Source organism: Pseudomonas sp. JV245A (assembly GCF_032424515.1).
GTDB lineage: Bacteria > Pseudomonadota > Gammaproteobacteria > Pseudomonadales > Pseudomonadaceae > Aquipseudomonas > Aquipseudomonas protegens.
Map to the genome: position 1 here is coordinate 37,244 of NZ_VYKE01000001.1, position 21,959 is coordinate 59,202.

The window sequence follows — 21,959 nt, forward strand, 5'->3', positions numbered from 1 at the left end:
GCTCTATGCTCGCCCTCGGCAAACTGCTTGAACTGACCCTCGCCGGCCGTGAACCGGCGGAGAAGACTCAACTGACTGTCGACGGCGTGCGCATGCGCTGGCTGAGCGAGGGGGCGCTGGAAGTGCGGCCGCCCGAGGCTCGCGATAATGGCCTGGACCTGCTGCTGTCAGCGGGAATCCATGGCAACGAGACGGCTCCCATCGAGCTGCTCGACCGCTTGTTGCATGACATCGCCCGGGGCGATCTGAAGCCCCGCGCACGTATCCTGTTCCTGTTCGGCAACCCCGAGGCCATGCGCCGCGGCGAGCGTTTTGTCGAACAGGACGTCAACCGGCTATTCAATGGCCGGCATGAATCGAGCAGTGGTTTCGAAGCCCTGCGCGCTTGTGAACTGGAGCGATTGGCGGCGAGCTTCTTCAGCCAGCCCGATCGCCAGCGCCTGCACTACGACCTGCACACGGCAATCCGCGGCTCGAAGATCGAGCAGTTTGCCCTGTACCCATGGAAGGACGGACGTCAGCATTCACGCCGTGAGCTGGCCCGCCTGCGGGCTGCCGGTATGGAAGCGGTGCTGTTGCAGAACAAGCCCTCCATCGTCTTCAGTGCCTACACCTACGATCAGCTGGGGGCCGAGTCCTTCACCCTGGAGTTGGGCAAGGCACGGCCATTCGGGCAGAACCAGGGGGTCAATGTCGAACGCCTGGAAACCCGGCTCAAGCAGATCATCGACGGTAGCGAACCACCTGCGGAGCAGGACAGCCTCGACGGGTTGCAGTTGTTCAGCGTGGCTCGGGAAGTCATCAAGCACAGCGACAGCTTCCACCTGCATCTGCCGGCAGACATCGAGAACTTTTCCGAACTGGAAGTGGGTTACCTGCTGGCCGAGGATATCGCCCAGACCCGCTGGGTCATCGAGGAGACGGGGGCACGGATCATTTTCCCCAATCCCAAGGTGAAGAACGGTTTGCGCGCAGGGATTCTGATTGTGCCGGCCACGGCCGACGGCCTAGCCTGAGGTTCGCCGGCAAGCCGGGCCCCCGCAGGAGCCGGCTCGCCGGCGATACCGCTACCGCTTAAACCGCTACCGCACGCTGCTCGTTACGGCGCAGGGCGCGGACCTTCTGCAGGGTGTCGGCACAGGTTCTCGCCGCTTCCTGGCCTTTGTGCACGAAGTGCTCGAAGAAGAACTTCTGATGCTCTTCACCCGCATGGAAATGATGCGGGGTCAGCACCACCGAGAAGACCGGTACTTCGGTTTCCAGTTGCACCTGCATCAGGCCGCTGATGACCGACTGGGCGACGAACTCGTGACGGTAGATGCCACCGTCCACCACCAGGCCGGCAGCAACGATCCCGGTATAACGACCGGATTTGGCCAGCAGTTTGGCGTGCAGCGGGATTTCGAAGGCGCCGCCGACTTCGAAGAAGTCGATATCGGATTCCTGATAGCCCTGGGCGAGCATTTCAGTGACGAAGCCCTGACGGCTCTGATCGACGATTTCCTTGTGCCAGCAGGCCTGGATAAAGGCGACGCGCTCGTTGGGGTGGTGTTTGCTTTTGCTATCGATTGCAGTGGGTTGCATCTGTTCTGACTCCTGTTTGTGTGAAAAACAGGGCATATATGAATCGAATGGGATTTAAGGGTGCGCGCAGAACGGTCGTGGATTTCCCACGAACTGCCCGGCAACGGCCCTTTGGCGCCAATCCCGTTCTCTCTTCATCCGGACTATGACCGTCGGCCCCGGAATCACACCGGGTCTGCTGACCTTGTCGTCACCTGTGGCCAAGCCACCAGTCTCGCCAAGCGCTCGCGGGCTATGCGCATTGCACGCAATTACCGCCGGTGGGGAATTGCACCCCGCCCTGAGAACGTTTGCCCGCAATTTTTCGCGGGCGGTGAGTTTTTAACACAGATCCTCGCGAGACGCATCGCACCTTTTGGATAATTCTCATCGGATTTTTCAACGCCAGACTCAGGCTTTTCTACAGTTGTTGCTTGATTATTGCCGGCCATGGCCGCAGTTTCGTTTCGAAAGGGAGTTCCCCCTGTTCAAGAGCGGACCTTGCAGGTCCCACAGCCGAGGCCAGATGTGATGAGCGTGATCGATCTTCGTAGTGACACCGTGACCCAGCCGACCCCTGGCATGCTCGATGCCATGGCCAGTGCGCCCACCGGGGATGATGTGTACGGCGAAGATCCGACAGTCAATCGGTTGGAAGGTGAATTGGCGCGGCGCCTGGGTTTTGCTGCGGCGCTGTTCGTGCCCTCGGGCACCATGAGCAACCTGCTGGCCTTGATGGCTCACTGTGAGCGGGGCGACGAGTACATCGTCGGGCAACAGGCCCATACCTATAAATATGAAGGCGGGGGCGCGGCGGTACTCGGCTCTATCCAGCCCCAGCCACTGGAATTGCAGGCTGACGGTTCGCTGGACCTTGTCCAGGTGGCTGCGGCCATCAAGCCCGATGACTTTCATTTTGCCCGCACCCGCCTGCTGGCCCTGGAAAACACCATGCAGGGCAAGGTGCTGCCCTTGGCCTACCTGGCCCAGGCGCGGGCCTTTACCCGGGAACACGGGCTGGCCCTGCATCTGGATGGCGCGCGGCTGTACAACGCAGCGGTCAAGCTGGGGGTGGATGCACGGGTGATTGCCGAGCATTTCGATTCGGTGTCGGTGTGCCTGTCCAAAGGTCTAGGTGCGCCGGTGGGCTCGGTGCTGTGTGGCTCGGTGGAACTGATCGCCAAGGCCCGGCGCCTGCGCAAGATGGTCGGTGGCGGCATGCGCCAGGCAGGCGGTTTGGCGGCAGCGGGGCTGTATGCCCTGGACCATCAGGTACAGCGTCTGGCCGACGACCACGCCCATGCACAATTGCTGGCCGATGGCCTGCGGCGGGTGGGCTACAGTGTCGAGCCGGTGCAGACCAACATGGTGTATGTAGAGATGGGGGATCGGGCCGAGGCGCTCAAGGCGTTCGCCGCCGAGCGCGGGATCAAGCTCAGCGCCGCATCACGGTTGCGTCTGGTCACTCATCTGGACGTCAGCGCCGGGCAAATCGAGCACGTGCTGAGCACTTTTGCCGAGTTTTCCCGTAACTGACAGTGTTCTCCGTCCAATTGACTGTTTGTATCGTACAAACACGCTGTACCTAGTGATTAACGCCGATATAATGCGGCCCTTTGCCGTCGTTTCGTCTGTTGACGTTGCGCACAGGCCTTTGGCCGCAGTCTCCGTGGAAGAACCTAATGAAAAGCGCAGAAATCCGTGAAGCCTTCCTCCGCTTCTTCGAAGAGCAAGGCCACACCCGTGTAGCCTCCAGCTCCTTGATCCCAGGCAACGACCCCACCCTGCTGTTCACCAACGCGGGGATGAACCAGTTCAAGGATTGCTTCCTGGGGCAGGAAAAGCGCGCCTATACCCGCGCTGTCAGCAGCCAGAAGTGCGTCCGCGCCGGCGGCAAGCACAACGACCTGGAAAACGTCGGTTATACCGCTCGTCACCACACCTTCTTCGAAATGCTGGGCAACTTCAGCTTCGGTGACTACTTCAAGCGTGATGCGATCACCTTCGCCTGGACCTTCCTGACCTCCGACAAGTGGCTCAACCTGCCCAAGGAAAAGCTCTGGGTCACGGTGTATGCCACCGACGACGAGGCCTACGACATCTGGACCAAGGAAGTCGGCGTACCCGCCGAGCGCATGGTGCGTATCGGCGACAACAAGGGTGCGCCTTACGCGTCCGACAACTTCTGGACCATGGGCGATACCGGCCCGTGCGGCCCTTGCACCGAGATTTTCTACGATCACGGCGCCGATATCTGGGGCGGCCCGCCCGGCTCGCCGGAAGAGGACGGCGACCGTTACATCGAAATCTGGAACAACGTGTTCATGCAGTTCAACCGCACCGCCGATGGCGTGTTGCACCCGCTGCCCGCGCCGTCGGTGGACACCGGCATGGGCCTGGAGCGGATCAGCGCGGTGCTGCAGCACGTGCACTCGAACTATGAGATAGACCTGTTCCAGAGCTTGCTGGATGCGGCAGCCAAGGCCATCGGCTGCACCAACGATGCCCAGGCTTCGCTGAAAGTGGTGGCGGACCATATTCGTTCCTGCGGCTTCCTGATTGCCGACGGCGTACTGCCGTCCAACGAAGGCCGTGGCTATGTGCTGCGCCGGATCATTCGCCGCGCTTGCCGTCACGGCAACAAACTGGGCGCCAAGGGCAGCTTCTTCTATCAGATCGTTGCCGCCCTGGTTGCCGAGATGGGCGAAGCCTTCCCGGAGCTGAAGTCCCAGCAGGCGCACATCGAGCGTGTGCTCAAAGCCGAAGAAGAGCAGTTCGCCAAGACCCTGGAGCAGGGCTTGAAGATCCTCGAGCAGGACCTGGCCGAGCTCAAGGGCTCGGTGGTGCCGGGCGACGTGGTGTTCAAGCTGTACGACACCTACGGTTTCCCGATGGACCTGACTGGCGATATCGCCCGCGAGCGCAACCTGACTCTCGACGAGGAAGGCTTCGAGCGCGAAATGGAAGCCCAGCGTGTGCGTGCCCGCTCCGCCAGTTCTTTCGGCATGGACTACAACAGCCTGGTCAAGGTCGACGTGGCCACCGAGTTCACCGGTTACCACGCCACCAGCGGTTCGGCGAAAGTGGTTGCTCTTTATAAGGAAGGGCAATCGGTCGACGTGCTGAGCGAAGGCGAAGAGGGTGTGGTGATTCTTGACCAGACCCCGTTCTATGCCGAATCCGGCGGCCAGATCGGTGACTGCGGTTATCTTCAGGCTGGCAACGCGCGTTTCGACGTGCGCGACACCACCAAGACCGGCGGTGCCTTCCTGCACCATGGCGTGCTGGCCAAGGGTAGCCTGACTGTTGGTGCGCCGGTTGAAACCCAGGTCGACGCGCAAGTGCGCCACGCGACCTCGCTGAACCACTCGGCCACCCACTTGCTGCACGCTGCGCTGCGCCAGGTATTGGGCGAACACGTACAGCAGAAGGGCTCGCTGGTGGACAGCCAGCGCCTGCGTTTCGACTTCAGCCACTTCGAGGCGATCAAGCCCGAGCAGATCAAGGCGCTGGAAGACATCGTCAACGCCGAGATTCGCAAGAACACCCCGGTGGAAACCGAAGAAACTGATATCGATACCGCCAAGAAGAAGGGCGCCATGGCGCTGTTCGGCGAGAAGTACGGCGACAGCGTGCGCGTACTGAGCATGGGCGGCGACTTCTCGGTAGAGCTGTGTGGCGGTATCCACGCCAATCGTACCGGCGATATCGGCTTGCTGAAAATCACCAGCGAAGGCGGTGTGGCTTCCGGCGTGCGTCGTATCGAGGCAGTGACTGGTGCTGCGGCCCTGGCGTACCTGAATGCGGCGGAAGAACAACTCAAGGAAGCGGCGACCCTGGTCAAGGGCAGCCGCGACAACCTGATCGACAAGCTGTCAGCAGTGCTGGAACGCAACCGCTTGCTGGAGAAGCAACTCGAGCAGTTGCAGGCCAAGGCTGCAAGCGCCGCGGGCGATGATCTGTCCGCTCAGGCGGCAGACGTCAAGGGCGTGAAAGTGCTGGCTGCGCGTCTTGACGGCCAGGACGGCAAGGCGCTGCTGGCGCTGGTGGATCAGTTGAAAAACAAACTCGGCCGCGCAGTGATCCTGCTCGGCAGTGTCCATGAGGAAAAGGTCGTACTGGTTGCCGGTGTAACCAAGGACCTGACTGGCCAACTCAAAGCCGGTGATTTGATGAAGCAAGCCGCTGCGGCAGTGGGCGGGAAGGGCGGTGGTCGTCCAGACATGGCGCAGGGCGGCGGTGTTGATGCCGCTGCACTGGATGCCGCGCTGGCCCTGACCGTGCCATTTGTCGAGCAGGGTATTTAAGGCGCCGAGCCGGGCCCGTCGTCTAGTGGCGGGTCCTTGCGCTGTGCAGTTTGATTGTTTAACGGGCGCCCCTTTACGGGCTGAGGCGGCTTAGAAAATGGCTTTGATCGTACAGAAATTTGGAGGCACTTCGGTCGGCTCTGTCGAGCGGATCGAGCAGGTCGCCGACAAGGTGAAGAAGTTCCGCGAAGCCGGCGATGACCTGGTGATCGTGCTGTCGGCGATGAGTGGCGAAACCAACCGCCTGATCGATCTGGCCAAGCAGATCAGTGGCGAAGCCAAACCGGTTCCCCGTGAGCTGGATGTGATCGTCTCCACCGGCGAGCAAGTGACTATCGCGTTGCTGGCCATGGCGTTGATCAAGCGCGGTGTTCCGGCGGTGTCCTATACCGGTAACCAGGTGCGCATCCTCACCGACAGCGCTCACAATAAAGCGCGAATCCTGCAGATTGATGATCAGAAGATTCGTGGCGATCTGAAAGCCGGTCGTGTGGTAGTGGTTGCCGGTTTCCAGGGCGTTGACGAGCACGGCAACATCACCACCCTGGGTCGTGGTGGTTCCGACACCACCGGTGTGGCGCTGGCGGCGGCTCTGAAGGCCGATGAGTGCCAGATCTATACCGATGTGGACGGCGTCTACACCACCGATCCGCGGGTTGTGCCCAAGGCTCAGCGCCTGGACAAGATCACCTTCGAAGAGATGCTGGAAATGGCCAGTCTCGGTTCCAAGGTGCTGCAGATCCGTGCGGTCGAGTTTGCTGGCAAGTACAACGTTCCGCTGCGCGTTCTGCACAGCTTTCAGGAGGGTCCGGGCACCCTCATTACTATTGATGAAGAGGAATCCATGGAACAGCCGATCATTTCCGGCATCGCTTTCAACCGCGATGAAGCCAAGCTGACTATCCGTGGCGTGCCAGACAACCCTGGCGTGGCCTTCAAGATCCTTGGCCCGATCAGCGCGGCGAACATTGAAGTCGACATGATCGTGCAGAACGTTTCGCACGATAACACCACCGACTTCACCTTCACCGTGCACCGCAATGACTACCTGGCGGCCCAGACCGTGCTGGAAAACACCGCACGTGAAATCGGTGCCCGCGAAGTGGTAGGCGACACAGACATCGCCAAGGTATCGATCGTTGGTGTCGGCATGCGCTCCCACGCGGGCGTTGCCAGCCGCATGTTCGAGGCCCTGGCTAAAGAGAGCATCAACATCCAGATGATCTCCACTTCTGAAATCAAGGTTTCGGTGGTGATCGAGGAGAAGTACCTGGAGTTGGCGGTACGTGCGCTGCATACCGCTTTCGAGCTCGACGCTCCGGCCCGACAGGGCGAGTGATGCGTGTTTGAAAGGGCGCGGTCTGACCGCGCCCTTTGTGTTTTTGATCGGCACGGGAGAAAACTGTTCTTTTGCCCGTGCTAGTCAATACTTAGGCGTGTAGGACTGCAGCCGACCCGGTTGTAGGCCAACACCCTTTTTTTTGCAGACTGTAGTCCCTGAAAATGTAATGCGTGAGGAGAAAGGTATGCTGATTCTGACTCGTCGGTGCGCAGAAAGCCTGATCATTGGTGATGGCGAGATCACTGTGACCGTGCTCGGCGTCAAAGGTAATCAAGTGCGTATTGGTGTCAACGCCCCCAAAGAAGTGGCGGTTCACCGTGAGGAAATTTACCTGCGGATTAAGAAAGAGAAGGACGAAGAACCAAGCCATTAATTTTTATCGTTTTTTTTGTTTGCAAACGGGGAGAAAGCTGGTTAATATACGCCCCGTGTTGCGGAGAGCTGGCCGAGTGGCCGAAGGCGCTCCCCTGCTAAGGGAGTACACCTCAAAAGGGTGTCGGGGGTTCGAATCCCCCGTTCTCCGCCATTATTTGCTTAGTACGTTGTAATCTGGCTTCTTCTGTAAGTTGTTGAAATTACTAGAAAAAGTGCTTTACAAAAAGATTTAACGGCCTATAATGCGCGGCAACAAATGCACTCGTAGCTCAGCTGGATAGAGTACTCGGCTACGAACCGAGCGGTCACAGGTTCGAATCCTGTCGAGTGCACCATTTAAGAGTTAGTTACAGTTATGTAGTTAACTTGGCTTCAACCAGTTGTGGTCTGGTCTAAAAACACAAAATGCACTCGTAGCTCAGCTGGATAGAGTACTCGGCTACGAACCGAGCGGTCACAGGTTCGAATCCTGTCGAGTGCACCATACATCAGGAAGCCCGCATCGAAAGATGCGGGCTTTTTGCTTTCTGCCTTTTTATCCTCCTTTATCTCTTTTGCCCTCCTGGGCTGGAACGGCTTTGCCCGGCGGAAGTCGAATGCAATGCCTGTGAGTCTGTCTCTCCGACTTTTTTCCTGTGCTGTGTGTTTTCTTTTTCTGTCGAGGCGTCGCAGTCTCATAGATTCGGACGTTGCTCAGCTTTATGCCGCAAGCGCTTGTTCTTGCCGCGATTTTTTAACGTTTAAAACCGTCAAGCGGTGTATGATTGCGCCCGTCAGCCCCGCCGGGGCTTGTGGAATACCTCCATGGACTTACCCAGTAGTTACTCAGTATCCCGTTTTAACAATCATGAACTGACTGATTGATCCTTCCGGCGTGCTCCTCTGCTGGGAGTGGAGTTCGCCTATGACCGAAGTAGAAGTAAAGAAAACGCAGGAAAGCCTGCAAGACCGCCTGGCTCAAGTCGTCGAGCTGCTGCAGCGCCAGCGGGTAGTTGAAGACCTGACGCACCGTCAGGAAGGCCATCATCATGACCGGGTCGAGAACCTGGTCCATCGGCAGAACCTCGTCGAGTTGCAACGCAAGCTCGATGATCTGCACTCTGCTGACGTTGCCTACATCCTTGAAGCCTTGCCTCTGGAAGAGCGTCTGACCGTCTGGCAGTTGGTCAAGGCCGAGCGTGACGGCGACATCCTCCTCGAAGTATCCGATTCCGTACGTGAAACCCTGATCGCCGACATGGACGATCACGAGCTCCTGGCTGCCGCCAAGGAGATGGACGCTGACGAACTTGCTGACCTGGCCCCCGAGCTGCCGCGAGACGTCGTCCATGAGCTGATGGAGGCTCTCGACGGCCAGCAGCGTGAGCGCGTTCGCTCCGCGCTGTCCTATGATGAGGAGCAGGTCGGTGCGCTGATGGACTTCGAGATGGTGACCATCCGCGAGGATGTCAGCCTGGAAGTGGTCCTGCGTTATCTGCGTCGTCTGAAAGAATTGCCAAGCCACACCGACAAACTGTTCGTGGTGGACTACGACGGCGTGCTCAAAGGGGTGCTGCCGATCAAGCGTCTGCTGGTCAATGACCCGGACAAGCAGGTCGCCGAGGTCATGGCCAGTGATCCGGTGAGTTTTCATCCGGATGAAGATGCCTACGACGCGGCTCAGGCGTTTGAGCGTTATGACCTGATTTCGGCCCCTGTGGTCGACAAGAACGACAAGTTGATCGGTCGTTTGACCATCGACGAAATGGTCGACCTGATTCGTGAGGAAAGTGAGACCGAAGTCCTCAACATGGCCGGTCTGCGGGAAGAGGAAGACATCTTCGCCTCGGTCTGGAAATCCCTGCGCAACCGTTGGGCCTGGCTGGCGATCAATCTGATTACCGCGTTTGTCGCGTCCCGGGTGATTGGGCTGTTCGAGGGCTCGATTGAAAAGCTGGTGGCGTTGGCGGCCCTGATGCCCATCGTTGCGGGTATCGGTGGCAACTCGGGTAATCAGACTATCACCATGATTGTCCGGGCAATGGCCCTGGACCAGGTGAGCACTGGCAACACCTCGCGCTTGATGCGTAAAGAGCTGGCCGTAGCCCTGATCAATGGCCTGGTCTGGGGTGGGGTGATCGGTGTCGTGGCGTACATGCTCTACGGGAGCTGGTCGCTGGGGGTGGTCATGACTGCTGCCATGACCTTGAACCTGCTGCTGGCGGCGCTGATGGGAGTTCTGATCCCCATGACCCTGGCGCGCCTGGGGCGTGATCCGGCGATGGGCGCTAGCGTGATGATCACCGCCATGACTGACAGTGGCGGCTTTTTCATCTTTCTCGGCCTGGCGACCATTTTCCTGCTTTGAGCCGTTCTTCCCTGTTGGTTACCGACGAAGCGCCTAAATGGCGCTTCGCTGCTTTTGGCGGGGCAAAAAAAAGCCAGCGACTAGGCTGGCTTGAGCTTGCGAGATGCAATCAGGTGGCGTCTGCGGCCATTTCAGCGTCATGGGCGATCAGCGAAACCAAAGCGTTTTGCTGGCGATGTGAGAGTTGGCGGAAACGTTGAAGCAGTTCGCGCTCATGCAAGGACAGTTCGGGGCTGTCCAGGCGCATGCTCAGCTCTTCACCCAAGGCGCCTTCCTGAATAAGACTCTGTTCCAGGCGCGCGATGATTTCGGAGTTCATGCTGCGGTGATGATTGCGAGCCACCTCGGCAATGCGTTCACGCATCCCGTCGGGTAGACGTACGACGAACTTGTCAGCCGTACGGCTGGAATAAATTGCCTGTTTCAATGGGCGCATATATTTAACCGGTTAGTTCAGGGGGAGCGGTTCTCGGAATTGGCCGCGGGCTGTCTTTTAGGACAAGCCTGAATGCCAAATGTTCAACCTGAATTGTTAAGAGGCCCGCATCATGCCTCAAAATTGCCAGATCCTTGGCGTCAATTCTGTGACAAATATTGAACTGGATAAAGGCGTTATGCCAGCACCAATTATCAGAAATGCGGACTGGTTTGAAAAGTTCGTCGGGTCCGCGTTGCTGGCCGCATTCTCCCATCCTGCGGGAGTGTCAGTGCACCGACGAAGGTGCATGCTATGCGGGTGAAAGTGTAATCCCTACCTGTCAGAGGATAGTGGCAAATGGCCGATTTACTAGTTGTGCTCTGCGGAGCAGCCACCCATGCCGGGTAGGTTGATCTACTTGATGGGGCCTTCAGGGGCCGGCAAGGATAGCCTGATTGATGCGGCCCGGCAGCCTTTAAGTGCGTTGGGCTGTGAAGTGGCAAGAAGGGTGATCACGCGCTCTGCCGAGTCGGTGGGAGAGGAGGCGATTGAGGTCACCGCCGAGGAGTTCGCGGGACGAGTAGGCCGGGGGGATTTCGCTTTGTTCTGGCAGGCCAATGGCCTGGGTTATGGGATTCCCGTGGTGATCGATAGCTGGTTGGCGCAGGGGCGCAATGTCCTGGTCAACGGGTCCAGAGGCTATCTGTCCAGGGCGCGAGCTCGGTATCCCGATCTGATTCCGATAGTTCTGACGGTTGATAACGAAGTATTACGCCGTCGCTTGCTGCGTCGGGCCAGGGAAAGCCTGCCGGAGATAGAAGAGCGCCTGCAGCGTAATGAACAGTTTGCCCATGCCGGCTGGCTGGATGAGGAGGGAGTGGTTCGCCTGGATAATTCTGCCGAATTGCAGGTTACCTTGAGGCGCCTCTTAGGCATATTGCAAGAGCACGGTATCAGCGCAATACAGGGTCGAACTTGATCTTGCGGCCAGCCAGCAGTGCCAGCAGGAACAGGCCGAACAGTGAGCCGCTGATGATCAGTGGCGCGCTGCCCAGAGGTTCTTCAGGCAGGAACACAGCGGCAATGGCGCTGAGTAGCGTCAGAACAAGCAGGCTTTTGGCGGCGGTGGACATAAATGGCTCCTGTAGTCTCGGTCTCAAAATACCCAGCGTTCAGTGGGTGCGGCGGCTGGCTGTTGCGAGGCTTTTCCCTGGGTAACCCGGGTCACTGAGCCAGGCTCAATCTGGGTGTTCATGACTGCCAGCTGGGGTGCCAGGCGTTGCTGGTAATGGGCGAAGGATGTCCCGCCAGGGGCAGCGTCATCTGCAGGTTGAAAGTGAAAGGCCGCCAATACGGCGATGGCAATCGCATTCAAGAGCAACAGAGCGCTATTCATGGGCGGCATCTCCTCAGTGTTTATCCACTGATTAAGCAGCCTGCGTGCCAAGAGTTTACCTGGCGATAAAGTCTTTAAAAACAATATGTTGAGCTGATTTTTAAAGTCTCTTGAATTGCATTTTGCAATGATGGCTTTTTGCAGTGATGCAATTTGCACGACGCGGTATCGAAGCCGCGGGGCGAGCCTGATGCTTCCTGCAAAAAGCCCTATGGATCACATGACAAATGCAGCCTTGGCCGTTAACATGCACGCCGTCCTCCGCGCCGTGCCGCAATGGCGCTCGCTGTTTTGTCTCAGTAGCTCAATTGGATAGAGCATCCCCCTCCTAAGGGGAAGGTTGGCAGTTCGAACCTGCCCTGGGACACCATATAATTCGTATCTTTCTGGGCTGATCCCTGCGCGGTTGATCTGTTCTTGGACCCCGGAGCGAAAGAATAAAGAAAAGCCCCGCCGGGCGATCCTCCGGCGGGGCTTTTTTGATTTCTTCTATGCGAGGGGCACGTTAAATAACGCTCCCTTTTTCTTGTATTGGTGCCAGCCGGACCAGCGTGGGGCTACGTGCTTGTGCACAGGGCCACAGTGAGTGTTTTTGATGGCCTGCAAGGATTCACGTTGTTTTGCTGATCTGGCTGCTTGTCGCCAGGGCCAGAAATATCAATCCGCTACCGGACAGAGCGCCGGCAATCCCTTCCAGTCGACGCTTGCCCACACTCCGCTGCCGGGTGCCAGCAACTGGCTCAGCTTCGCTTCATTGAATGAAGTTCCCAGCGAATCGGCCCTGAATGCGGCTATCCATTGCTGGCGGCCCAGCATGAAGGCCTTGCCGAAGTCTTCCCAATCGTTGAAGCAGTCCTGGGCCCGCTGGGCGTTGAGCAGCATGATACGCCACCCTGTTTCAGGTTCGAGCCAGCTCATCAACATGGCGCAACGGACAAAAAATGCGCTGCGCACGCAGGCGAAGGCCATGGCTGCTCGCGGGTCGTCACTGGGATTCAGGCTATGCAGGTCAATACGAAACCACTGGCGCTCCAGGGTGCCATTGAGATGGGCGCAGACTTCGTCGTCGGTGGCGTTGCTGCGAAAACCGATCTGGTGCAGCAACGAGGCCCGCAGGGTGCTTTTCGCCTGATCCATGAAGTGGGTGGTATCGGGGTCGTAGAAACCGGTCATTCCGGTGGCATCGACCATGGGTTGTGCCAGTGTCAGTGCCCAACGCTTACGTGGTGTGAATACCACCAGGGATGTTCCCGACGGGCGGCGAAAGTGACGCCAGCCCAGCCAGGCGCCGAATAGCACGACAATTACCGTCATCATCTGCGTATTACCTGCTTCTGTTTTGCCATGTGCTGATTTCTTCGGCCAGGGATGGGGACATATCTGACCAGGGCACGCCTTCGGTCCGATACTGCGGGTCCTCGGCCTGACGTGGTGGCAAGGGGGTTTTCTTGAAGATGTGGCGGGTGGCGTACTTGACGGTCGGCGCCTGGGGCGCGACCTCCAGCAGCAGGTCGGACTGGCGTGCCGCGACCAGCCACTCGACCATGGCCGAAGGGGCTTCCAGCCGTCGGAACAACTGTGGGTAACGGGCTACCAGACGGGTCTGGGTTTGAGGATCACTGACTTCTTCGATACGCAGCCAACCCGCCTCGGTACGCACTATGCCGATGGCAATGCAGTCGGCCGGGGTCTGTTGGTCGGTACCCAGGGTGTTGAGAAAGCGCAGCAGGTCGTGGAAATAACGTTCGACGGGCGGGCGGTTCTGCTTGCCTTTGACCTGCTCCACCGTCAGTGCACCGTCGTCCTGGATGATCAGGCTGACGGTGATGTGGGGTTGGCCTTGAGCATCGCGCAGGCTGAACACGCGCATGCCCTGTTGTTCCACCGCTTCGGCGTAACGCTCGCCGTAGCCGCCGGTCAGGGCCCGACGGTCGGCGAACTGCCCGAGGCAATGGCGCATCACGTAGCTTTCAAAAGCCATCTCGGCCCGCAACAGCGGGCTTTGCGGGCGCAGTTCGACCCAGGTGTGCTCGGCACAGGTAAGGGTCACGGTCAGGGCTTGGGCAGAGCTCTGGCGCCATCCCTGATCGACCCGGGCCGCCATTTGTGCATGCTCCCTTTCCCACAATGCCAGCGCTTGCGGGCAAGTGATGCGATCCAGCTTGCCCTCAAGAGCCGTGCCTTTGCGTGAGGTCAGGAACTCCACCAGTTGGGCTTCCTGGTGCAGCAGCTGCGGCTCCTGCGGGTCGATCCAGACCAGGGGCGCCAGGGCTTTGGCGGGGTCTTCGGATTGCGCCTTGGCAGCGCGCTCGAAATAGCCGTTCACCCAGGCCGGCACCGAGTCGCTACCCAGGGCCGTACAGGCGTCATCCAGGGACTGGATGCGTCGTGCCGGTTCGAAGTTGCCTACCAGATGGCGATAGAAGTGGTTCAACAGCCAACCCTGCACTGCTTGCTCGTCCCTGCGCTGCTGGCTGCGCTGGGTGATACCGCGTTTCTGTTCATCGGCATTGAGCAGGTTGCGCGGGGCGTAGCTGGGGCTGCGCTTGTCGGCGCTTACTTCCATATCTGCCACCAGTTTTTCTTGCCGGCCGGTTGAGCCGGGGCTTGCAGCTCGCTCAGGATTTGCTCGATCCGGGCACGGCACCGGATGTCGTAATCGTCGTCCGGGGCACACAGGGCCAGGGTGCGTGCGCAGTAGTCAATGGCTTCGGCGGCCCGCCCCCGGGCCTTGAGGAAGTCCACCGAGGCGGACATGACCGAGACTTCGTTCAAGGACAGTACCGCCGGCTGGTAACGCTGCCAGAGGCTGTCGGCGTTGTCCGGATGGGCATGGGCCAGGTAGCGTGCGACCTGGATCCGGGCAAACAGCGCCGAGCTGTCCAGTTGCTGATCGCTGACGCCTTGCTCTTCCTGCCACTTGAGCAGGCGTTCGAGCCAGATGAGGATCTCATTGTCGCGATCGAGCTTGTACAGGGCGTACGCCACCGAGGCTACGTATTCATCCGGGTTGTGGCGGCTGTAGCCGAACTCGGCCGAATAATGCCAAAGCTGTTCCGCGGCATCGATAATGCCGGGCAGATCCTCCAGGCTGATACGCGCACTGAGCAGCCCGTTGTAGTGTTCGGCGAATGGGCTGGCGGCGATGCCCCTTGTATGCAGTTCGATGGCGTCTTCGTAGCGAATCGGGTTGTAGTAGCGGTAGTTGATCGCCAGGTTGTTGCAGAGCATGGAATACAGGTGCGCGCAGGCATCGTAGGGGTGGCCGCTGCCGCTGGCGAAATAGCGCTCCATATGGGCCTGGCCCTGCTCGTAGGCATCTCTCTGGGCTTCGCGCAGCAACGCATAGGCCTGGTCCCGGGCGTCCGGGGGCAATTTGTCGGCTTCTGCTTCGGCCAGGTCTTCAATGCCCAGTGCGTAGTTGTAGGCGTGCTTGCCGCAGGACAGGACGGGCTTGGGCGCTTTGAGTGCCTCGATAATCCCCTGGCTGTTGATCCGAGCGGCAAACAGCGAAAACGCACTGCGGTTGTCTTGCATGCGGCCCGCCTGGATGGCGGTTTGCAGCAGGCTGACTTCAGTGGCCGCATCGATCAGGCCGTGCTCAGCGTCATGCACGGCTGCCAGGCGGGTGATCCAGGGGTGATCGGGCGCACGACGCACCGCTTCTGCACGAGCTTCGGTATACAGCGCGTCGCCAGCTTGCAGGTCCTCCATGGCCAGGGAGAGGGCGGCCAGCAGTGGCGTGGTGGCAGACTCGCTGGTTTCGATACTTGGCAGTGCTTGCAGGAAGCTCTGCAGCACTTCCTCGGTGATACAGGCACGCATCACGCAAATCGGCCACCAGGCACTGCGCTCATCAGGGTCCTGCAGGCGATCGAGTACCAGGCGGGCGGTGGCTGGCCATAGCTCGGTTTGCCGGTCATAGACATCGATGAATGCGCGAAATCCGGCTTCGTCGATGCGGCCAGCTTCCATCAGCCAGGGCAATTCGTATTCGATAAAGTTGTTGCCCCCGTCGGAATCCAGGCTCAGGGCTGCGGCATTGCAGATCTTCAGGGCGCCGGCCAGGTCGCCCTGGGCGTGCAGGGCGCGGGCCGCCAAGCGTGCAGTGCGCACTTCCCATTCGCGGCGCTGGGGCAGGGAGCGGCCAGCGGTCAGTTGCGCGATGGGTTGCTCGAACAGTGCCAGGCGCAGCGGAATGATCTCGATCAGCGAGTTGCCCAACCACAGCCAGTCGCCTTCATCGATATCCTGGTCCGGGCCGGCGGTACGTACGGCGTTGACCGCCTCCAGGGCTGCACTACGGGCCTCTTCATTGCGGTCGTGGTAGGCCAGGACTCGGGCGCGGCGCTGATACTGATCGGCGGCATCCCAGGCACGCAGGGCCGCGCGGGCAGGGTTGCCCAAGGTCAGGGCGTAGCGCACTTCGATGGTTTTCAGTGCTATTTCACAACTAGCGCGTTCCAGATCGTCGAAGATCCGATAGCGGCGGTAATGCTCGACATTGAAATCCAGGGTTTGCGTGGCCATCTGTTCGAGCTGTCCGAGCACTTCGATCAGGGTTGGCTCGTCATCGAGGTAGTTGGCGACCCGCAGGCGCAGGATAGCCAGGTTCATCATCAGCTCGGCGCGGGCCGGCTCTGGGGCGGCTTGTACAAGAGCGTCGCCATCCCGATCGATGACGGCCCGGGCTGCCGCTGAATCACCGGCCTGCATCCACAGGGTGTGCAGGCGGTCGATGGACGCCAGGGAGTCGGCCTGCAGCGGTTGTGCCTGCAACTGAGCCAGCAGGGCATCGGTTTCCTGTTCTTGCTGTTGCGCCTCCAGGCGGTCCATGAACTGTTCCAGTTCAATGCCGGTTATCGCACTGCTGTTATGCGCCATCGTTAACTCCATTTGATAATGACCTGCGCATCACGTGATGCACTGCCTGGCAGACCGGCACTTCCTCGTCGTTGGTACCTCCGTGGGGTGTCATGCCGATCCTTCGACACCCGGGTCGCAAGCCTGAGGCGCTTGCGACTGATGGACCCTTTATTGCGCGGCAGACCCTCTGCGATGCAGGGGCATTTCCGGCAAGAAACGATCGAGGCTGTGAGGCGCAGCACGCTATCAGGTGATGTTTCAGAATCCAAGGTTTGAGCGTGCAAACGGGCCTCTTTTACGGCTGAGTACACGGGCTGGTCGAGACTTGTGTAATCCGCGGTGAAATGCCGCCCGTCGGCTATAAGGGAATGCGTAATCCGGCCGATAACCTCAGTGGACAATTGTGTTCCCAAGTGGCGGCCTGGATCACAGGCCGACCGGAAAGTGCTTGATAGCCCGTGGCCAGCAGCTATTATCTGCGCGCCAAAAACAGGCTGCGAAGCCGGGTGGGTCCTGCTGTCTTTGGATTGATCTTCTTACTTGCCTGGAATCTTCGATGCTGGCGTACCACCAAAAGAGCTTTTTGATCGTCGATGATTTCTCGGACTTCCGCAGTTCGGTGCGTTCGATGCTGCGTGAGCTGGGCGTCAAGGATGTAGACACCGCCGACACTGGCGAGCAGGCCCTGCGCATGTGCGCGCAGAAGCGCTACGACTTCATCCTCCAGGACTATCACCTGGGCGACGGCAAGAAAAACGGCCAGCAGGTGCTCGAAGACCTGATGCTGGAAAAGCTCATCAGCCATGAGAGCGTGTTCCTCATGGTCACCGCCGAGAGCAGCCAGGCCATGGTGCTCAGTGCCCTGGAGCATGAGCCCGATGCCTACCTGACCAAGCCTTTCAACCGCTCCGGTCTGGCCCAGCGCCTGGAGCGCCTGCAGCAGCGCAAGACGTTGCTCAAACCCATTCTCCAGGCCCTTGACCGGGGCAAGCCGGTGGAGGTGCTCAACGCCTGCATCGCCCTGTGCAAGCAGGACCCGCGTTATGCGCCGTTGTGCCTGCGCTACCGCGCCGATGCCCTGCGCGACATGCATCAGAACGAGGCCCTGGAGCGCCTGTACAACAGCATCCTGGCGGACCGGCCACTGCCCTGGGCCTACGTCGGGCTGGGGCGCCTGCTGTTCAAGCGCGGGCAGGTTGGCGAGGCCAAGGCGGTTTATGAAAAGGCCTTGAAGGCCTTTCCGATGATGCCGGGCCTCTACGACGGGCTGGCAGAGGTGCTGGTAGCCGAAGGCGATACCCAGCGGGCCCAGAACGTGCTGGAAGAGGCGGTGCGCCTTTCTCCCCTGGCCGTGCGGCGCCAGGCATTGCTGGGCAAGCTGGCCATGGCCAACGAAGACTTTGACAGCGCCTCCCGGGCCTATCGCCAGGCGGTGTCCCAGGGCGCGCAGTCGCGTTTCAAGGACCCGGAAAGCAACCTCGGGCTGGCCCATGCCCTGATCAGCAAGGGCAGTGAGAGGGGCCTGGACACGCGCACCCGGCTGGAAATCAACCAGACCCTGAGTGCCGTGGCCAAGGAGAATCCCACTGACCCGGGCCTGCAGATTCGCGCGCGGCTGATGAAGGCCACGAGCCTGTTGCTCAATGATGCCGAGACCGCGGAAAAACTCACCGAGCAGGCGCTGCTGCGCCTGGACGGCATGGAGCAGTTCATGAGCCCCGAAGCGGCGCTGCTGGTGGCCAAGCAACTGCAGATGCTGGGGCAGGCCAGTGCCGGTGCTTCGATGCTCAAGAACTGTGCGGAGATCTATGGTGATGATCCGAAGGTCATGCAGAACATCGCCAAGCTGACCGACGACCCGACTATCCTCAGTTCTTCCAATGCCGCCGCCGATATCAACCGTCAGGGCGTGCGCAGCTACAAGGGCGGCAACCTCGCGGAAGCGCGGGAGTTGTTCCGCAAGGCCCTGGCCATGCAACCGAAGAACATCAGTATTGCCCTGAACATGGCCCAGTCGCTGCTGCACGGCGCCGACGCCAATCCGGACGCGGCACTCCTGGAAGAATGCCGGGCGTGCCTTAAATTGGTGGGCATGATGCCCGATACCGACGCGCGTTATCCGCGCTATCAGAAGCTGCGAAGCAAGGCGTTTGGCCAATGATCGAAAAGCAACAGGCGCTCGACTTTTCCACGGTGATCGCCTCCACCGTACATGACATGAAGAACTCCCTGGCCATGCTGATGCAGGCTCACGCCCAGTGGCTGGCGCGCTTGCCCGAGCAGCAGAATGCGCCAGAGCAGGGGGTGATCGACTATCAGTTCGCCCACCTCAACGGCATGCTGGTGCAACTGCTGGGGCTGTACAAGCTGGGGATCAACCAGCTGCCGTTGCAGCCGGCCTACCACGAACTGGATGACTTCATCGAAGCGCAACTGGTGAGCCACCAGGACGTGTTCAAGAGCCGTGGTATTTCCGCCGCCTATGAAGTCGATCCGCTGAGCCCCCTGGGGTTCTTCGATCGTGAGCTGATCGCCTCGGTATTGGCCAATTGCATCAACAATTCCATTCGCCATGCGCGTCATGCCCTGCTGATCAGCGTCAGTGATGAGGAAGGGCAGGTGGTGCTGTCCATCAACGACGATGGCGAAGGCTATCCCCAAGGGATGATCGAGCGTCAGGCCGACTATGTGCAGGGCATCAATCAAAGCAGCGGCAGCACCGGGCTGGGCCTGTACTTTGCTGGGCGCATTGCCGAATTGCATCAGCGCAATGGCGTGTGCGGCCACACTCGGATCAGCAACGGCGGCCCATTGGGCGGCGGGTTGTTCAAGCTCTACTTGCCCTGAGCCGCGAGTGGTTGAAGGTGTGCCTCGCCCAGTTGCCGCCCGGCCAGGGCCAGGCATTCCAGAAAGGTTGCCAGTGCGACCTTGGGTTCCTGGCCCTGGCGGGTGATGCAGTGAAAGTGCGAGCGGTAGGCCAGGCGCTCGGGTAGCAAGGCGCGCAGTTGGCCCTTGGCTACCCAGGCCGCCGCGTAGTGGCTGGGCAGGTAACCCAGGTAGGTGCCGGAGAAAATCAGCGTGGCGATGGCCTCCATGGCGTAGGCGCTGACGCTCTGGTTGAAGTGCAGGTCATGGGGGCGCTGGTGCTCCGCCATGTAGCCCCGGCTCACATAGTCGGCGGCGCAGATATCTTCCAGGGTCAGTGTTTCGTCGGTGCGCGGGAACAGCGGATGGCTGCTGGCACAGTAGAGGTTCTGTTCCTCCTCGAACAGGTGCTGATAGTGCAACCCCGACAGTTGATGGTGGAAAGCGCCGATGGCCAGGTGCAGGCGTTCATCGAGCACGGCCTGTTCCAATTCGTCGGGGCGCATCAGGTGCAGGTTCGGCCGTACCTGGGGCAGGCGCCGGCGCAGATGGCCCAGGGCCAGGGACAGGGGGGCATAGGGCAGGCTGATCAGGCTGTCGACACTGCCGATCTGCAACTGCTCGCGGGTGATGGGGCCGAGGCGGTTGGCGTGCTGGCGAAAGCGCTCGATGTCGGCGAACAGCAACTGTGCTGCCTCGAACAGCTCCTGGCCCTGATCGGTCAGCTGAAATCCGCTGCTGCCGCGCCTGCACAGGGAGTAGCCCAGGCGCTCCTCAAGGTCCCGGACCACCACGCTCAGTCGCGACAGGCTGGTGTTAAGCCGTGCCTGGGCTGCGGTGAACCCGCCGGCATCAACGATGGCGCAGAACACCCGCAGCATCCGCAAATCAATATCGGCAAGGCTTCCCAGCATGGGCGCTCCCTCAAGTTGGCGTAGGCGACGTGCCGAGCCTACTCCCTTGTCCTGATTGATGGACACCATGGACCTGTAACAAGGCTGGAGGCCTGCTTGCCCCGCCAGTGGGGGCAGGGCCGGGGATTTTACTCGCGCCTGCTTGAAATCCTGAACGGGTGGTGCGTATTTTGTACGGGTCGCCGTTCGCGGCTCGTATAACAACAAGGATTGAGTCATGACAACCGATGGCCACAGTTCACTCGCCGAGCGATTGACGGGCATTGATGAGATCGAATGTGTCACCGCGGATCTGAATGGCGTGCCGCGGGGCAAGGTAATGACCGCCGAGGGGTTCCTCGAAGGGCGGCGCTTGCAGATGGCGCGGGGGGTGCTGCTGCAATGCATCATGGGCGGTTATCCGCCAGCACGTTTCTACGGCAGCGACGACGGCGACCTGGCGCTCAATGCCGACCCCCGGCAGATCCACCGCCTGCCCTGGAGCGAAACGCCCAGAGCGCTGGCCATCTGTGACGCCGATGAGCTCAGCGGCGAGAGTTCGCGGCTCTCCACTCGTGGGCAGCTCAAGCAGGTAATCGCCCGTTATGCCGCCCTGGGCCTGGCGCCGGTGGTGGCCACCGAGCTCGAGTTCTTCGTGTTCGCGGCCAATGACGATCCAGCGCAGCCCTTCCGGCCGCCGGTCGGCCTGGATGGGCGCCGGGAGGAAGGCTATTCGGCGTTCAGCGTGAGTTCCAACAATGGTCTGCGGCCATTCTTCAAGGAGGTCTACGAAGGCATGGCCGCCCTGGGCCTGCCCCGCGATACCTTCATGCACGAGATGGGCGTCAGCCAGTTCGAAATCAACCTGTTGCACGGTGACCCGCTGTTGTTGGCGGACCAGACCTTCCTGTTCAAGCACCTGCTCAAGGAGGTGGCGCTCAAGCACGGCCTGATCGTGGTCTGCATGGCCAAGCCCTTGGCTCACACGCCGGGCAGCTCGATGCATATACACCAGAGCCTGGTGGAGATGGGTAACGGCCGTAACGTTTTCAGTGACGACGCCGGGCAACCTACGGCGATGTTCCGGCATTTCATTGGCGGCCTGCAGGCCGGCCTCGCCGACTTCACCGCCTTGTTCGCCCCCAATGTGAACTCCTATCAGCGCTTGTGTCATCCTTACGCTTCGCCGAACAATGCGTGCTGGTCCCACGACAACCGGGCCGCAGGCCTGCGGATTCCGGCCAGTTCACCGGTGGCGCGACGGGTGGAAAATCGTCTGCCGGGGGCGGACGCCAATCCTTATCTGGCGATCGCCGCGAGCCTGGCAGCAGGTTTGCATGGCATCGAGAACGAGTTGGAGCCAACCGCTGCCATCCAGGGTGAGTTCGAAGTGCCGGACAATCTTTCGTTGCCCTGTACCTTGCATGCGGCCCTGGAGCGTCTGAAACGTAGCCAGTTGGCCAGGGAACTGTTCGGCAACGAGTTCATCGAAGGCTACATCGCTTCGAAGACCATGGAGTTGACCAGTTTCTTTGATGAAATTACTCCCTGGGAGCGGCGTGTGTTAGCGGCCCAGGCATAACCGAA

Annotated in this window: 18 protein-coding genes, 4 tRNA genes and 1 riboswitch; of the genes, 14 read left to right on the forward strand and 8 right to left on the reverse strand. The window is 60.1% G+C overall.

The features are described from left to right. The first annotated feature begins 5 nt into the window (after positions 1-5). Entirely contained in the window at positions 6-1,016 is a 1,011-nt protein-coding gene (astE, locus tag F6S12_RS00185) for a succinylglutamate desuccinylase (RefSeq protein ID WP_011062765.1), read from the forward strand. Between the two features lie 58 nt (positions 1,017-1,074). On the opposite strand, the gene F6S12_RS00190 is transcribed toward astE, so the two are convergent. Beyond that, entirely contained in the window at positions 1,075-1,584 is a 510-nt protein-coding gene (locus F6S12_RS00190; protein ID WP_011062764.1) for a 6,7-dimethyl-8-ribityllumazine synthase, read from the reverse strand. 121 nt (positions 1,585-1,705) lie between these two features. Then, a riboswitch (FMN riboswitch) is annotated at positions 1,706-1,876 on the reverse strand. Positions 1,877-2,094: 218 nt separating this feature from the next. Here F6S12_RS00190 and ltaE point away from each other — a divergent pair. The 8 genes from ltaE to mgtE all read left to right on the forward strand — a co-directional run bounded on the left by ltaE (position 2,095) and on the right by mgtE (position 9,934). Beyond that, positions 2,095-3,099 carry a low-specificity L-threonine aldolase gene (gene ltaE, locus F6S12_RS00195; protein WP_011062763.1) on the forward strand — a complete coding sequence of 335 codons (1,005 nt, stop codon included), beginning with the start codon at positions 2,095-2,097 and terminating at the stop codon, positions 3,097-3,099. A 146-nt stretch (positions 3,100-3,245) separates the two neighbouring features. Next, entirely contained in the window at positions 3,246-5,870 is a 2,625-nt protein-coding gene (gene alaS / locus F6S12_RS00200; RefSeq protein WP_041752492.1) for an alanine--tRNA ligase, read from the forward strand. Positions 5,871-5,967: 97 nt separating this feature from the next. Further along, positions 5,968-7,209: an aspartate kinase gene (locus tag F6S12_RS00205; RefSeq protein WP_011062761.1), complete on the forward strand. Its 1,242-nt coding sequence runs from the start codon at positions 5,968-5,970 to the stop codon at positions 7,207-7,209. Between the two features lie 187 nt (positions 7,210-7,396). Next, positions 7,397-7,585, forward strand: a complete 189-nt coding sequence (gene csrA / locus F6S12_RS00210; protein WP_002554426.1) for a carbon storage regulator CsrA — start codon at positions 7,397-7,399, stop codon at positions 7,583-7,585. 62 nt (positions 7,586-7,647) lie between these two features. After that, positions 7,648-7,738, forward strand: a tRNA-Ser gene (locus F6S12_RS00215). A gap of 107 nt (positions 7,739-7,845) precedes the next feature. Next, positions 7,846-7,922 (forward strand) — tRNA-Arg (locus F6S12_RS00220). A gap of 72 nt (positions 7,923-7,994) precedes the next feature. Then, positions 7,995-8,071, forward strand: a tRNA-Arg gene (locus tag F6S12_RS00225). Between the two features lie 420 nt (positions 8,072-8,491). Next, on the forward strand, positions 8,492-9,934 hold the full coding sequence (gene mgtE / locus F6S12_RS00230) for a magnesium transporter (RefSeq protein WP_011062760.1): 1,443 nt from the start codon (positions 8,492-8,494) through the stop codon (positions 9,932-9,934). Between the two features lie 109 nt (positions 9,935-10,043). On the opposite strand, the gene F6S12_RS00235 is transcribed toward mgtE, so the two are convergent. Continuing rightward, positions 10,044-10,370: an Arc family DNA-binding protein gene (locus F6S12_RS00235; RefSeq protein ID WP_003204761.1), complete on the reverse strand. Its 327-nt coding sequence runs from the start codon at positions 10,368-10,370 to the stop codon at positions 10,044-10,046. Positions 10,371-10,749: 379 nt separating this feature from the next. On the opposite strand from F6S12_RS00235, the gene phnN reads away from it, so the two are divergent. Continuing rightward, positions 10,750-11,331: a phosphonate metabolism protein/1,5-bisphosphokinase (PRPP-forming) PhnN gene (gene phnN, locus F6S12_RS00240; RefSeq protein ID WP_015636675.1), complete on the forward strand. Its 582-nt coding sequence runs from the start codon at positions 10,750-10,752 to the stop codon at positions 11,329-11,331. On the opposite strand, the gene F6S12_RS00245 is transcribed toward phnN, so the two are convergent. Together F6S12_RS00245 and F6S12_RS00250 are read right to left on the reverse strand one after the other, a co-directional pair. Continuing rightward, the gene (locus F6S12_RS00245; protein ID WP_041119533.1) at positions 11,306-11,485 is read right to left on the reverse strand and encodes a PA3371 family protein; all 180 of its coding nucleotides are present in this window, start codon (positions 11,483-11,485) and stop codon (positions 11,306-11,308) included. The two genes, phnN and F6S12_RS00245, sit on opposite strands and share 26 nt — an antisense overlap. Positions 11,486-11,508: 23 nt before the next feature. Beyond that, a complete protein-coding gene (locus F6S12_RS00250) occupies positions 11,509-11,907 on the reverse strand; it encodes a hypothetical protein (protein ID WP_230493578.1) in 399 nt (132 codons plus the stop codon). A 134-nt stretch (positions 11,908-12,041) separates the two neighbouring features. Between F6S12_RS00250 and F6S12_RS00255 the strand changes: the two genes are divergently transcribed. Further along, positions 12,042-12,118: transfer RNA gene (locus tag F6S12_RS00255), tRNA-Arg, on the forward strand. 287 nt (positions 12,119-12,405) lie between these two features. Here F6S12_RS00255 and F6S12_RS00260 read toward each other — a convergent pair. The 3 genes from F6S12_RS00260 to F6S12_RS00270 are packed head-to-tail and all read right to left on the reverse strand — an operon-like array spanning position 12,406 to position 16,632. After that, a complete protein-coding gene (locus F6S12_RS00260) occupies positions 12,406-13,065 on the reverse strand; it encodes a DUF1266 domain-containing protein (protein ID WP_041119529.1) in 660 nt (219 codons plus the stop codon). A 7-nt stretch (positions 13,066-13,072) separates the two neighbouring features. After that, positions 13,073-14,314: a hypothetical protein gene (locus F6S12_RS00265; RefSeq protein ID WP_053159805.1), complete on the reverse strand. Its 1,242-nt coding sequence runs from the start codon at positions 14,312-14,314 to the stop codon at positions 13,073-13,075. Then, positions 14,305-16,632, reverse strand: a complete 2,328-nt coding sequence (locus tag F6S12_RS00270; protein WP_161466146.1) for a hypothetical protein — start codon at positions 16,630-16,632, stop codon at positions 14,305-14,307. Before F6S12_RS00270 ends, F6S12_RS00265 begins: the two co-directional genes overlap by 10 nt. 538 nt (positions 16,633-17,170) lie before the next feature. Between F6S12_RS00270 and F6S12_RS00275 the strand changes: the two genes are divergently transcribed. After that, positions 17,171-18,775 carry a tetratricopeptide repeat-containing response regulator gene (locus F6S12_RS00275; RefSeq protein WP_015636670.1) on the forward strand — a complete coding sequence of 535 codons (1,605 nt, stop codon included), beginning with the start codon at positions 17,171-17,173 and terminating at the stop codon, positions 18,773-18,775. Beyond that, positions 18,772-19,461, forward strand: coding sequence for a sensor histidine kinase (locus F6S12_RS00280; protein WP_011062753.1), 690 nt, complete (start codon positions 18,772-18,774; stop codon positions 19,459-19,461). Before F6S12_RS00275 ends, F6S12_RS00280 begins: the two co-directional genes overlap by 4 nt. Here F6S12_RS00280 and F6S12_RS00285 read toward each other — a convergent pair. Beyond that, positions 19,449-20,393, reverse strand: a complete 945-nt coding sequence (locus F6S12_RS00285) for a LysR family transcriptional regulator (protein WP_161466145.1) — start codon at positions 20,391-20,393, stop codon at positions 19,449-19,451. The genes F6S12_RS00280 and F6S12_RS00285 overlap by 13 nt on opposite strands. Positions 20,394-20,712: 319 nt before the next feature. On the opposite strand from F6S12_RS00285, the gene F6S12_RS00290 reads away from it, so the two are divergent. Continuing rightward, the gene (locus F6S12_RS00290) at positions 20,713-21,954 is read left to right on the forward strand and encodes a glutamine synthetase family protein (protein ID WP_169892267.1); all 1,242 of its coding nucleotides are present in this window, start codon (positions 20,713-20,715) and stop codon (positions 21,952-21,954) included. Positions 21,955-21,959: the final 5 nt, after the last annotated feature.

Excerpts from the sequence above, each read along its gene's own strand:
- astE (WP_011062765.1), top strand. The coding sequence starts at position 6 with ATGCTCGCCCTCGGCAAACTGCTTGAACTGACCCTCGCCGGCCGTGAA.
- F6S12_RS00190 (WP_011062764.1), bottom strand. The coding sequence starts at position 1,584 with ATGCAACCCACTGCAATCGATAGCAAAAGCAAACACCACCCCAACGAG.
- ltaE (WP_011062763.1), top strand. The coding sequence starts at position 2,095 with ATGAGCGTGATCGATCTTCGTAGTGACACCGTGACCCAGCCGACCCCT.
- alaS (WP_041752492.1), top strand. The coding sequence starts at position 3,246 with ATGAAAAGCGCAGAAATCCGTGAAGCCTTCCTCCGCTTCTTCGAAGAG.
- F6S12_RS00205 (WP_011062761.1), top strand. The coding sequence starts at position 5,968 with ATGGCTTTGATCGTACAGAAATTTGGAGGCACTTCGGTCGGCTCTGTC.
- csrA (WP_002554426.1), top strand. The coding sequence starts at position 7,397 with ATGCTGATTCTGACTCGTCGGTGCGCAGAAAGCCTGATCATTGGTGAT.
- mgtE (WP_011062760.1), top strand. The coding sequence starts at position 8,492 with ATGACCGAAGTAGAAGTAAAGAAAACGCAGGAAAGCCTGCAAGACCGC.
- F6S12_RS00235 (WP_003204761.1), bottom strand. The coding sequence starts at position 10,370 with ATGCGCCCATTGAAACAGGCAATTTATTCCAGCCGTACGGCTGACAAG.
- phnN (WP_015636675.1), top strand. The coding sequence starts at position 10,750 with ATGCCGGGTAGGTTGATCTACTTGATGGGGCCTTCAGGGGCCGGCAAG.
- F6S12_RS00245 (WP_041119533.1), bottom strand. The coding sequence starts at position 11,485 with ATGTCCACCGCCGCCAAAAGCCTGCTTGTTCTGACGCTACTCAGCGCC.
- F6S12_RS00260 (WP_041119529.1), bottom strand. The coding sequence starts at position 13,065 with ATGATGACGGTAATTGTCGTGCTATTCGGCGCCTGGCTGGGCTGGCGT.
- F6S12_RS00265 (WP_053159805.1), bottom strand. The coding sequence starts at position 14,314 with ATGGAAGTAAGCGCCGACAAGCGCAGCCCCAGCTACGCCCCGCGCAAC.
- F6S12_RS00270 (WP_161466146.1), bottom strand. The coding sequence starts at position 16,632 with ATGGCGCATAACAGCAGTGCGATAACCGGCATTGAACTGGAACAGTTC.
- F6S12_RS00275 (WP_015636670.1), top strand. The coding sequence starts at position 17,171 with ATGCTGGCGTACCACCAAAAGAGCTTTTTGATCGTCGATGATTTCTCG.
- F6S12_RS00280 (WP_011062753.1), top strand. The coding sequence starts at position 18,772 with ATGATCGAAAAGCAACAGGCGCTCGACTTTTCCACGGTGATCGCCTCC.
- F6S12_RS00285 (WP_161466145.1), bottom strand. The coding sequence starts at position 20,393 with ATGCTGGGAAGCCTTGCCGATATTGATTTGCGGATGCTGCGGGTGTTC.
- F6S12_RS00290 (WP_169892267.1), top strand. The coding sequence starts at position 20,713 with ATGACCGCCGAGGGGTTCCTCGAAGGGCGGCGCTTGCAGATGGCGCGG.